This is a genomic window from Inquilinus limosus (assembly GCF_002195995.1).
Lineage (GTDB): Bacteria > Pseudomonadota > Alphaproteobacteria > DSM-16000 > Inquilinaceae > Inquilinus > Inquilinus limosus_C.
This window is the reverse complement of the sequence record NZ_NHON01000141.1, coordinates 1-11,111: the sequence shown is the minus strand read 5'-3', so window position 1 is coordinate 11,111 and position 11,111 is coordinate 1. Positions and strand designations below refer to the sequence as shown.

12 protein-coding genes are annotated in these 11,111 nt (G+C 70.0%); 5 read left to right on the top strand and 7 right to left on the bottom strand.

Annotated features, from left to right (window positions below; genetic code table 11):
• Positions 1-464 precede the first annotated feature (464 nt).
• Genes BWR60_RS33815 through BWR60_RS33805 form a run of 3 tightly spaced genes read left to right on the top strand, consistent with a single transcriptional unit; the run spans position 465 to position 2,972 of the window.
• Entirely contained in the window at positions 465-1,448 is a 984-nt protein-coding gene (locus BWR60_RS33815; protein WP_088157356.1) for an ABC transporter substrate-binding protein, read from the top strand.
• Positions 1,449-1,503: 55 nt separating this feature from the next.
• Entirely contained in the window at positions 1,504-2,223 is a 720-nt protein-coding gene (locus BWR60_RS33810) for an ABC transporter permease (protein WP_230983267.1), read from the top strand.
• A complete protein-coding gene (locus BWR60_RS33805) occupies positions 2,220-2,972 on the top strand; it encodes an ABC transporter ATP-binding protein (protein WP_218823807.1) in 753 nt (250 codons plus the stop codon). Before BWR60_RS33810 ends, BWR60_RS33805 begins: the two co-directional genes overlap by 4 nt.
• Positions 2,973-3,082: 110 nt before the next feature.
• On the opposite strand, the gene BWR60_RS33800 is transcribed toward BWR60_RS33805, so the two are convergent.
• From BWR60_RS33800 to BWR60_RS33780, 5 genes are all read right to left on the bottom strand, one after another.
• A complete protein-coding gene (locus tag BWR60_RS33800) occupies positions 3,083-3,640 on the bottom strand; it encodes a PQQ-dependent catabolism-associated CXXCW motif protein (RefSeq protein WP_088157352.1) in 558 nt (185 codons plus the stop codon).
• Positions 3,637-4,479 carry a substrate-binding domain-containing protein gene (locus BWR60_RS33795; RefSeq protein ID WP_088157350.1) on the bottom strand — a complete coding sequence of 281 codons (843 nt, stop codon included), beginning with the start codon at positions 4,477-4,479 and terminating at the stop codon, positions 3,637-3,639. The genes BWR60_RS33800 and BWR60_RS33795 overlap by 4 nt, the downstream gene beginning before the upstream one ends.
• A gap of 10 nt (positions 4,480-4,489) precedes the next feature.
• Positions 4,490-5,059, bottom strand: coding sequence for a c-type cytochrome, methanol metabolism-related (locus BWR60_RS33790; protein ID WP_088157348.1), 570 nt, complete (start codon positions 5,057-5,059; stop codon positions 4,490-4,492).
• A gap of 94 nt (positions 5,060-5,153) precedes the next feature.
• Complete coding sequence (locus BWR60_RS33785; RefSeq protein ID WP_088157346.1) at positions 5,154-6,956, bottom strand: methanol/ethanol family PQQ-dependent dehydrogenase; 1,803 nt, start codon at positions 6,954-6,956, stop codon at positions 5,154-5,156.
• A 571-nt stretch (positions 6,957-7,527) separates the two neighbouring features.
• A complete protein-coding gene (locus BWR60_RS33780; RefSeq protein ID WP_088157344.1) occupies positions 7,528-8,010 on the bottom strand; it encodes a hypothetical protein in 483 nt (160 codons plus the stop codon).
• 146 nt (positions 8,011-8,156) lie between these two features.
• Here BWR60_RS33780 and BWR60_RS33775 point away from each other — a divergent pair, with 146 nt between their 5' ends.
• On the top strand, positions 8,157-8,504 hold the full coding sequence (locus tag BWR60_RS33775; RefSeq protein ID WP_088157342.1) for a hypothetical protein: 348 nt from the start codon (positions 8,157-8,159) through the stop codon (positions 8,502-8,504).
• 170 nt (positions 8,505-8,674) lie between these two features.
• Here the strand turns inward: BWR60_RS33775 and BWR60_RS33770 are convergent, their stop codons facing one another.
• Complete coding sequence (locus BWR60_RS33770) at positions 8,675-9,481, bottom strand: quinoprotein dehydrogenase-associated SoxYZ-like carrier (protein WP_218823806.1); 807 nt, start codon at positions 9,479-9,481, stop codon at positions 8,675-8,677.
• A gap of 18 nt (positions 9,482-9,499) precedes the next feature.
• Positions 9,500-10,474, bottom strand: a complete 975-nt coding sequence (locus tag BWR60_RS33765) for a quinoprotein relay system zinc metallohydrolase 2 (RefSeq protein ID WP_088157340.1) — start codon at positions 10,472-10,474, stop codon at positions 9,500-9,502.
• A gap of 268 nt (positions 10,475-10,742) precedes the next feature.
• Between BWR60_RS33765 and BWR60_RS33760 the strand changes: the two genes are divergently transcribed.
• Positions 10,743-11,078 carry a c-type cytochrome gene (locus BWR60_RS33760; RefSeq protein ID WP_230983266.1) on the top strand — a complete coding sequence of 112 codons (336 nt, stop codon included), beginning with the start codon at positions 10,743-10,745 and terminating at the stop codon, positions 11,076-11,078.
• Positions 11,079-11,111: the final 33 nt, after the last annotated feature.

Genomic DNA, 11,111 nt, shown 5'->3' with positions numbered 1-11,111 from the left:
AGATTCGATCAGCACCCCGCCTATATACGCATCGCCGGCCGCTGGAGAATGTCCGGGCATTGCCGGATTTAGGATTTTTTGTGGCGTCGCGTGCCGGACGAGGCCTCGGCCGGCACCCCGGCAGGGGCGTCGGCAGCGCCGCAGCCCCGGCGGCCGGGGGCGGATCCCGCTTGTCCCAAAGTCCAATTCCGGCGGCTCTTTCTTTGTCGCTACCGTTTTTTCATCAAGGCAGGCGTCGGCCGTGGTGTCGGAGCGATGCCCCATGCCGCCGGCGAGACGCGATGCGGCGGAGATCGGGAGGAAACGATGACGGCGCATGCCGCCGCGGCCATGCCGGCCGGAAAGCCCCCGGCGATCGTGGATGTGGATCCGAAGGGTCGGAATTGCGTTAAGGTGCCGGGATCGGTTCCGGTGGTCATGTGATCCCGCAGCCCATGCCGTTGCACTGAATTGAGGGCAAGCAGATGACGCTCCGGATCGGCCGCCGCGGTGCCCTGATCGCGGGCGCGATGCTGGCCGCGCCGGCTCTCCTCCGCGCGCAGGAGCCGCCGCGGGTGCGCGTCGGCACGCTGCAGTTCGGCACGGTGAACTGGGAGCTGGCGGTGATCGGCGACGGTCTCGACCGCCGCCACGGCTTCGTGCTCGAGCCGCTGGTCCTGGCCGACAAGGACGCCGCCGCCGTCGCCTTCCAGTCCGGCGCGGTCGACCTGATCGTCACCGACTGGATCTGGGTGGCGCGGCAGCGCGAGGCCGGGCGCGATGTCAGCTTCGTGCCCTTCTCCCTGACCGTCGGCGCGCTGATGGCCGACCCGAAGACCGGCATCCGCACCATCCAGCACCTGCCCGGCAAGCGCCTGGGCGTCGCCGGCGGCGAGGATGACAAGAGCTGGGTGCTGATCCAGGCCTATGCCCGCAAGGCCGCCGGCCTCGACCTGCCGCGCGCCGCCGTCGTCAACTTCGCGGCGCCGCCGCTCTTGAACCAGCTGGCGCTGCGCGGCGACCTCGACGCCGTGCTCAACTTCTGGCAGTTCGCCGCCCGGCTGTCGGCCAAGGGCTTCCAGCCGGTGGTGGAGATCGGCAAGATCCTGCCGGCGCTCGGGCTCGACCGGCCGCCGCCGCTGCTCGGCTGGGTGTTCCGCGACTCCTGGGCGAACCAGAACCCCGATCTGGCGCGCGGCTTCTTCGACGCCTCCTTCGCCGCCAAGGCCGCGATGCGGTCCGACGACGCGCTGTGGCAGACGCTCCGGCCGCAGATGCAAGCCGAGGACGACGCCGTCTTCACCGCCCTGCGCGACGGCTACCGCGCCGGCATCCCGGCGGCGCCGAGCCCGGCCGACGCGACCGCCGCCGCCGCCGCCCTGCGGCTGATGGCCGGGATCACCCCGGCCGCGGTCGGCGGGCTGAAGGCGCTGCCGCCCGGCACCTTCTGGTCCGGCTATGGCGGCTAGCGCCTCGCCGGCGGCCGCGGCGACGGCCCCGGGCCCGCGGCGCTGGCGCGGGCTCTTGTCCCTCGCGATCCTGGTCGTGATCTGGCAGGTCGCCGCCCTTCTCGCCGACAGCGCCGTGCTGCCGCCGCCGGCCGAGGTCGCGGCCTCCGCCTGGCAGCACATGGTCGAGGGCGACCTGCCGTATAACGTCGCCGTCACCCTGGCGCGGGTGCTGGCCGCCTTCGCCGCCGCCATGCTGCTCGGCACCGCCATCGGCATCGCCCTCGGCCGCAGCCGGCTGCTGGACGAACTGTTCGACGGCTGGGTGGTGATCGCGCTGAACATGCCGGCGCTGGTGACCATCGTGCTCTGCTACGTCTGGTTCGGGCTGAACGAATGGGCGGCGGTGATCGCGGTGGCGGTCAACAAGGCGCCGCTGGTCGTGGCCATCACCCGCGAGGGCGCCCGGGCGCTGGACCGGCCGCTGATGGAGATGGCGCAGCTGTTCGACGTGCCGCGCGGCCGGGTGCTGCGCCGGATCGTGCTGCCGCAGCTGGCGCCCAGCCTGATGGCCGCCGCCCGCTCCGGCCTCGCTTTGACCTGGAAGATCGTGCTGGTGGTCGAGCTGCTGGGCCGGCCGGACGGCGTCGGCTTCCAGATCCGCAGCTTCTTCAACTTCTTCGACATTGCCGGGATCCTGGCCTACACGCTGGTGTTCATCGCCGTGATCCTGGCGATCGAGGCCTTCATCCTGCAGCCGCTGGACCGCGCCGCCGGCCGCTGGCGGTCGCCGTGATCGGGGTCGCACTGCAAGGCATCCGCCGGCGTTTCACGGCACCGGTGGCGCGCGACGTGCTGGACGGCGTCGACCTGTCGATCGGGGCCGGCGAGTTCGTGGCCCTGGTCGGCCCGTCCGGCCGCGGCAAGACCACGCTCTTGCGCATCCTCGGCGGCCTCGACCCCGGTTACCAGGGGCGTATCGACTGGCCGGACGGGCCGCCGCTGCGCCGCGCCGCGGTGTTCCAGGACCCGCGCCTGGCCCCGTGGCTCAGCGTGCTGGACAACCTGCTGCTGGTCGCGGGGCGGGAGGCCGAGGCCGGGGCCCGCCGGCTGCTCGAGGCGGTGGAGCTGGGCGGCAGCGAGAATGCCTATCCGGGCCAGCTCTCCGGCGGGATGCAGCGCCGCGCCGCCCTGGCCCGGGCACTGCTGGTCGACCCCGACCTGCTGCTGCTGGACGAACCGCTGGTGTCGCTCGACCATGCCCTGGCCGGGCGGATGCGGGCGCTGGTGGCCGACCATTGGCGCCGGCGCCGGCCGACCGTGCTGCTGGTCACCCACGACCTGCGCGAGGCGGTGCTGCTGGCCGACCGGGTGGTGGTGCTGGCTGAGGGCGCGGGCCGCGTCTCTCTGCAGCGGGGAATCGAGCTGCCGCATCCACGCGACCCGGAGGACCCGCGGATCGACGCCATCGTCGATGCCCTGCTGCGCTTCGACCCCGGCCTGGCGGTGCCGGCGGCGGATGACGAGCCAGCGGATCGCGCCTGAGCGCGCCTCCTGCTGTCATTCCCGCGAAAGCGGGAATCTCTATCCGGTTGAGTCGCGACGAGATCCCCGCTTTCGCGGGGATGACAGACGGAGGAAGGGGCGACCTGCCTCTACTTCACCGGCAGCGGCGCGTTCGGCAGGGTCGGACGGCCGCCATCGGCCCACTCCTTCACCCCGCCGGGGAACCAGTGCACCGCGGTGTAGCCCTCGGCCACCGCCCGCCGGGCGGCGTTCCAGGACATCCAGCACTCGGCGTCGCAGTAGAACACCAGCGGCCGGGCATGGTCGCCCAGGGTCAGCGCCGCCAGGGAGTCGCGGAAATACGCCTCCATCTCCGCCGACAGCGCGCCGTAGCCGGTGTTGGCCAGCCAGACGCTGCCCGGGATGTCGCGCCGCTCCGGCGGCCGCCACAGCGTCTCCGGCGGCAGCTTGTCCGGCCGCGGCGGCTGCGGCAGGACGTCGACCAGCAGCACCGGGCCGCGGCGGATCAGCGCCTCCACCGCCGCGGCGTCGACCACCGTCGCCCCCTTCAGGGCCGCCGGGACCGGCGCGCGATAGGCCTCCATGCGGTAGCCGTCGGGCTCCGCCACCGTCTGGGCCGGAGCGTGGCCGGCGGCCAGGCAGAGGGCCAGCGCGGCGAGGCCCAGCAACCGGCGGGCCGGGGTCATGGCAATGGCTGGCCGCGGGCGTCCAGCATCGGCACGCCGTAATCCTTGAGGATCGCGGTGATCTCGTCCTTGTTCTCGCGCAGCAGCCGGTTGATCTGGTTCTTCCACTCATTCTCGCCGGGCCGCACGCCCATGGTGATGTAGAAGTCCAGCTTGGTGTCCTTCGGCTCGTTCAAGAGCGGCGTCACCACCAGCGCGTCGCCGTGCTGCTTGGCGAAATAGCCGGCGATCGGCCCCCACAGCACCGCGACGTCGATCGTCTTGTTCGCCAGGTCCTCGATCATCTGCCTGCCCGGCGCGTCGTACCGGCTGTCGACATAGAGCGGATACGGCCGCGCCTGCACCATCAGCCCGTCGCGCGCCGCCAGATTGGCCGGCGGCGTGCCGGCGGTGATGCCGAGGTGCAGCGTCTGCAGCCGCGGATCGGCCAGGCCGCTGAGGTCGGCGAGATTGTCCGCCCGCCGGGTCACCAGCACGTAGCCGGAGCGGTAATAGGGGTTGGTGTTCTGCACCAGCTCGGCGCCGACGACGATGCCCATCACCAGGTCGCAGCGCCGCGCCCGCAGCGTCATGCGCAGGAAGCCGACGGAGTTCGGGAACCAGGTGTAGCGCAGCGGCACGCCCAGCTTGGCGGCCAGCAGCTCGGCGATCTTGTTCTCGAAGCCCTCGCCCTTGTCGTTCGAGAAGGGCGGGTTGGCGGGGTCGGAGCAGACGCGCAGCGCCGATCGGTCGACCGCCTCGGGCCGCGGCGGGTCGGCGCGCGACGGGGCGGAGGCGGACAGCAGAACGGCGCCGGCCAGGAAGGCCAGCGCCGCGGCGCGCCGCAGAAGGGGCGTCATGGCGGGCACCTCAGCCGGGCGTCCCCATGCAGGCGTTCTCCGCGTCGGCATAGTCCTTGGACTTCTTCTCGAACTTGGCCGGCCGGCCGCGCCCCACGGCGCCGTCGGACCGGGCCTTGAGATAGGCATAGATGTCGTTGATGTAGCACATCACATTGGGGTCCGACCCCAGCGCCGGCATCTTCTTGTCGTTCGCCGTGCCGACCTCCTGCTTGCCGTTGACCACGGTTTCGAGGAACTGGTCGTAGGTCAGCGTCTTCAGGGACTCGACCAAGGCGGGGGCGAAGGTGCTGCCCTCCCCGTCCGGCCCATGGCAGACGTAGCAGATGCCGTTGTAGCGGCGGAACCCGTTATAGACCGACCAGTCGACCGTGCCGTCCGCGGCGATATGGTAGGGCTTCTCCTCATCCCCCGCCGCCGGCGCTGCGGCCGGGGCCGCCGGCGCGTTCGCCGCCGGCTGCTGCTGCCCCGCCGCCGGGGCGCTGTTGCTGTCCTGGGCGAAGGCCGCGCCGGCGAGGCCGCCGATCGCAATCAGGCTGCCGGTCAGGGCGGCGTGGAGCAGGAAGGCACGGAAGGGCATCCTCGATCCTCTCGGATGGTCAGGCACGGCGGTCGGCAGGGTGCGGAAAGAAAGAGGAGGCGGGCCGAAGCCCGCCTCCAGTCGCAGGGAGGCTTCAGTCGGGAAGGGCGAACACGGTGAGCGTCCCGCCCAGCTGGGTGTACTGCGACAGCGACTGGTAGGCGCCGACCGCCCCGAGACCTTCGTTCGGGTTGGTCAGGCCGGCCGCCATCCCGATGCCGGCCCAGCCGCCGACACCGGACAGCACGGCAATGTACTGCTTGCCCTTGCTGGTATAGGTGTTGATGTTGCCGATGATCCCCGAGGGGGTCTTGAACTTGTACAGCTCCTTGCCGGTCTTGGCATCGACCGCCTTCAGGTAGCCTTCCAGCGTGCCGTAGAAGACGACGCCGCCGGCGGTGGCGAGCGCACCGCTCCACACCGAGAACGGCTCCGGGATCGACCAGGCGATCTTGCCCTTCTCGGCATCCCAGGCGATGAAGTTGCCGAGGTTGGTGCCGCCCGGCGCCGGGTACATGCTGAGGGTCGCGCCGACATAGGGCTGGCCCGCGGTGTAGGCCACCTTGTACGGCTCGTAATCCATGCAGACATGGTTGGTCGGCACGTAGAACAGGCCGGTCTCGGGCGAGAACGCCGCCGGCTGCTGGTCCTTGGACCCCAGCGCCGCCGGGCAGATGCCCTGCGAGTTGGTGTCCTCGCCATTGGCCTCGGTCGAGTACTTCTTGTCGCGCACCGGCAGGCCGGTCTTCAGGTCGATCTTGCTGGCCCAGTTGACCGCCGGGTCATACTTCTCGGCCACCAGCAGCTCGCCGGTCAAGCGGTCCAGCGTGTAGCCGAAGCCGTTGCGGTCGAAATGCACCAGAAGTTTGCGATCCTTCCCGTCGAACTTCTGGTCGGTCAGGATCATCTCGTTGACGCCGTCATAGTCCCACTCGTCATGGGGCGTCATCTGGTAAACCCACTTCGCCATGCCGGTGTCGGCGTCACGGGCGAAGATGGTCATCGACCACTTGTTGTCGCCTGGGCGCTGCACCGGGTTCCAGGTGCTGGGATTGCCCGAGCCGTAGTAGATCAGGTTGGTCTCGGGGTCGTAGGAGATCCAGCCCCAGGTGGTGCCGCCACCGATCTTCCACTGGTCGCCCTGCCAGGTCGAGGTGCCGGAGTCCTTGCCCACCGGCTTGCCCAGCTCGGTGGTCTTGGCCGGGTCCATCAGCGTGTCGGCGTCGGGCCCCATGGAATGGGCCTGCCAGACCAGCTTGCCGGTCTTGATGTCGTAGGCCGAGAGATGGCCGCGGACACCGAACTCGCCGCCGGAATTGCCGATCAGCACCTTGTCCTTGACCACCAGCGGAGCCGAGGTGCCGGTCTCGCCCTTGGTCGCGTCGCCGTCCTTGGCGCTCCACACCACCTTGCCGGTCTTGGCGTCCAGCGCCACCAGCGTGGTGTCGGCCTGGTGCAGGAAGATCATTCCTTCGCCATAGGCCACGCCGCGGTTGACCGTGTCGCAGCACATGACCGGGATGACGTTCGGGTCCTGCTTCGGCTCGTATTTCCAGACGATCTTGCCGTTGTCAGCGAGATCGAGGGCGTAGACCGTGTTCGGGAACGGCGCATGGACGTACATCATGTCGCCGATCACCAGCGGCCCGCCTTCATGGCCGCGCAGCACGCCGGTGGAGAAGCTCCACGCCGGCTGCAGGTTCTTCACATTCGCGGTGGTGATCTGCTTCAGCGCGCTGTAGCGGGTGTTGGCGTAGTTGCCCGCCGGCTGGGTCCACTGGTTGGGATCCTTCTCCAACTTCAGCAGATCGTCATTGGCCGACGCGACGGTCGGCAGCGCCGCCAGCGCGAACACGAGCGCCAAGGCGGACCCGGAAATGCGCAGCAATCTGGGCATTCATTATCCTCCCATTGATCGCGATGCAGGATCCGCGGCGACGCCGGGAATCCGCCTCGACGGTCGTTCACCCCATCGGGCCCGGTCGTCATGGCCTCGTGCCCGGGCCCTATCGGAACTTCGTTTTGAAGACGACCGCCGCTACTTTGCGGAAACAGCCAAATTTCAGTCAATTGCAAACACGCAAAAAGGCATTGTTCTTTGGTATGAAGGCAATATTTCGCACCCGCGAAATCGAGTATCGGTTTGTACCAAAGTACAATATTCGAGTATTGCCATCACGTTCCCGCCAGTACTTCGGGATATCGGCGACCCCACGGCCGCAGCTGTGCAGTCAAGCCGGCATCCGGACCGGACGGTGCGGCGCAACAGGCGGCGGCCGCCCCTGCTGATCAGCCCGGCGGCAAATATTCCGCCGTCGCGGCCGCCGCGGATCCAGTTATGCGCTGCGGGCTTTCGCCGGCCCCGCCGATGCCGCGGCGGGCGCCCCCGGGACGCCGGGCCGATTCCCGCCGCGCCGCGGGGCCTCGGCCGGCGTCCCGGCCCGGACACAGGCCCGGGCCGGGGAGCGCTATCCCGGAGCGATGCCCGGCGCGTCGGCCGGCGCCGCCTGGCCCGGGCGGCAGGGCGGGATCATCGGATGCGTCCCGAGACGGGCCAGCCGAATCGAGAACTCCCGCATGTTCGGGGCCGTGTCGCGGAGCCAGCGGTACTGCACGTCATAGGCCTCGCGCTCGCGTTCAAGCCAGGCGGCGCAATCGGTGGCCGCGGCGCCATGGGCAGCGGCGCGCTGCAGGAAATGGGTCAGCTCATGCACCAGGATGCTGGTCTCGGCGGGGTCGACGCCGATCCGCAGCGTATCGTCCAGCGCGATGGTGCCGTCCGGCTCGGCGAAGCCCATCACGGCACAGGGATGGGTGCAGGCCATCGCCTCCAGCTGCGCATGCGGCAGCAGGACGACGGCGGGCGGATCGATCGGCACCGGATAGCCGGTGTAGCCGTGGACGACGGAGAGGAGGCTGGCGACCAGCGCCGCCGGCACCGCGCCGGTCATCGGGCGGGGCCGTGCAGCGGCATCATCACCCTCCCGGATCGGCCTCCCGCCCCCCCTGCCCGCCCCGTCTCGTACTTTGGGAGCAATTGACCCGCCGCCGGCTCTTTGCTGTCCTGGCCGCCCGACGCGTCTTCGGAGCCTCCGCCATGAAGGGCTGCGCGGTTCTCGCCCTCCTCGCCCCGGCCATCCTCGCCATCGTCCTGCCCGGCCCGGCCCGTGCGAATGACTACCCGACTCCGGTGGTGGCCGATTACGTGATCGGCTGCATGGCCAGCAACGGCGAGACGCAGGAGATGCTGCAGCGCTGCTCCTGCAGCATCGATGCCGTCTCCTCGATCATGCCCTATGACGACTACGAGAAGGCCGAGACGGTGCTGCGCATGCAGTTCGCCACCGGCGACCAGGCCGGCATCTTCCGGGAGATGACGGCGCTGAAGACCATGGTCGACACGCTGCGCCTGGCGCAGATAGAAGCCGATTTCAGGTGTTTTTAAGGGAGCCTCGAGGGAGCAAGCTCTCTTTCCCTTGTCATCCTCGGGCTTGACCCGAGGATCCAGGGGCAACCAGAACGGCTCTTCGCGGCCCCTGGATTGCCGGGTCAAGCCCGGCAATGACAATAAAATTAAAGCCTGAGATCCCATCCCATCGATCCACCCGTCCCGCCTCACATCGTCGCCGGCACCGGCCAGGCCTGGGTGAACACGGCGCCGTCCGAATCCTTCGCCGTGGCGCTCAGCCGGCCGGTTCCGGTCGGGGTGAAGCTGAACTCCACCATCGGGTTCTCGCTCAGCGAGATGTTGCCTTCGACCTGCAGCAGCGGCACGCCGTCATAGCTGACGTCGATGCTCTCGATGAATCGCGCGGGCACGTAGGTGCGCTTGATCTGGTCCATCTGCATGCCGGAATAGTTCGGATGCCGAATCAGCAGCTCCACCCGGTTGGGCTCGCCGATCTGGGCCGCGTCCAGGTTCTTGGTCCGCATCTCGCCGAGATGGGCCATCGCGTCGTCCGGCGTCTTCAGCGCGGGGGCGGAGCAGCCGCCGGCCGCCTTGACGAAGGCGGCGGCCACGAACAGCGACCCGTCCGCGGTCTCGGCCACGGCGTGGATGTTGGTGTACTCGTTCACCCGCACCCGCGTGCCGATGGTCGGGTCGACGATGCCGTCGCCCAGCCGGAACACGGCGGCGACCGGGGCCGGGTTCTTGTCGATCACCAGGGTCACGGCGCGGATCCGCCCGGCCGGCATGTGCCCGCCATCGAAGCGGACCGTGACCGGCACCACCGCGGCATCATAGGCGCGCTGCGGCGCCTCGACCCGCATGAAGCCGCTGCCGTCGGCCACCGCCTTGTCACCGAAGATCGCGGTCTTCAGGTCGGGCCAGGGATCGTCGTCCGCGGCCCGGGCGGGGCCGGCCAGGGCGACAAGGGCCATCAGGGCGCTCAGCGCCAGCGCGGCGGCGTGCTTCTGCATCATGTCCTCCCTTCGCCCTTATTCCCATTCCAGCTCGGTATAGGCCGTGGCGACGTTGCGGTCGTTGTAGTCGTCGAACAGCAGCCAGCGGCCGCGCTCGGACCGGCCGACCGTGGCCACCGCCTGGTCCAGGCTGCGCCCGGCGGCCAGCGCCGCGCGGGTCTCGTCCAGGATCAGGCGAAGATAGCGCTCCTCGTCCCCCAGCGCATCCGGCCAGGGAGCGGAAGCCGGGCCGTGGCCCGGCACCACCTGCCGAATCCCGGCTTCCCGGCGCAGCCCGGCGATGACGTCGAGCCAGCCGCGCAGCGACCCGTCGATCGCCGGCACACGCTGCAGAAACACGAGGTCGCCGGCGAACAGCGTACCGGTCGAGCCGTCGAGGACGGTGAGGTCGGCATCGGTGTGGGCCGGCGGCCAGGCCTTCAGCTCCAGCGTCCGCCCGCCGAGGTCGAGCGACAGCCGGTCGCGCACCAGCAGCGTCGGCTCCACGATCGTGGTCCCGGCGGCGGTGTCGCCCAGGGCCCCGCGCAGGCCGTCGAGATAGGTGTCGGCGCGGGCATCCAGGCCGCGGGGCAGGTTGGCGTGGCCGACGATCGTGGTGTCCGGCCCGGCGAAGGCGGCATTGCCCAGGACATGGTCGGGATGGAAATGGGTGTCGATGGCGTAGCGGACCGGCAGGGTGGTCTGGCGCCGCACCGCCGCCAGCAGCCGCCGCCCCTCCGCGGCGCTGCCGCCGGTGTCGATCACCGCCACCGCCGCGCCGCCGACGACGAAGCCGAGATTGGCGATGGCGCCGAGATTGGCCGCGGTCGCCTCCTCATGGGCGCCATGGAACACGAAGATCCCGGGCGCGACCTCGGTCACCGGCAGCGGGTCATCGGCGGCCGAGGCGGCGGCGCCGAGCAGGCCCAGCGCCAGCGCGGCGGACAGCGCGCCGCGGCGGCTGAGAGCCTGCGGCCGTTCCGGCTGTCCTGCGCCCGCGGATGGCGGCATCCTGCATCTCCCGCAATGGCCCGGACAACAGGGCGCGCTTTTGCCGCGCGGCTGAATTGGACTTTGGTCTCAGTTGTCCGTTCTCGCCTTGTCGGGACTCCGGGCGGTTCATACAGTCGGCCCAATCCCGCCCGTCGAGCGGGCAGGTTCGGCGGGCCTCGGCCCATGCCGGGCCCAAGCGGAACGCCGGCCCGTCCGGCCCAGCAGGAGGACGTCCGAGATGCGAGGGTTTTCGCTTTTCGCGGCTGTTGCGGCACTGACCCTGCCGATGGCGGCTCACGCCCAGGACGCGGCCGGCGATGCCGCCAAGGGCAAGCAGGTCTTTGCCAAATGCCAGGCGTGCCATTCGGTCGAGGCCGGCACCAACAAGCTCGGCCCGTCGCTGCACGGCGTGGTCGGCCGCACCTCGGGCACGCTCGAGGGCTTCAACTACTCGCAGGCCATGAAGGACGCTCATCTGACCTGGGACGCGGCGACGCTCGACAAGTACCTTTCCGGCCCCAAGGCGCTGGTGCCCGGCACCAAGATGGTCTTCCCCGGCCTGCCGAAGGAAGAGGACCGGCTGAACGTGATCGCCTATCTCAAGGAGGCGGGGGCGAGCTGACCATGAGGCGGCCCGCCCCCGCCTCCTTGAGAT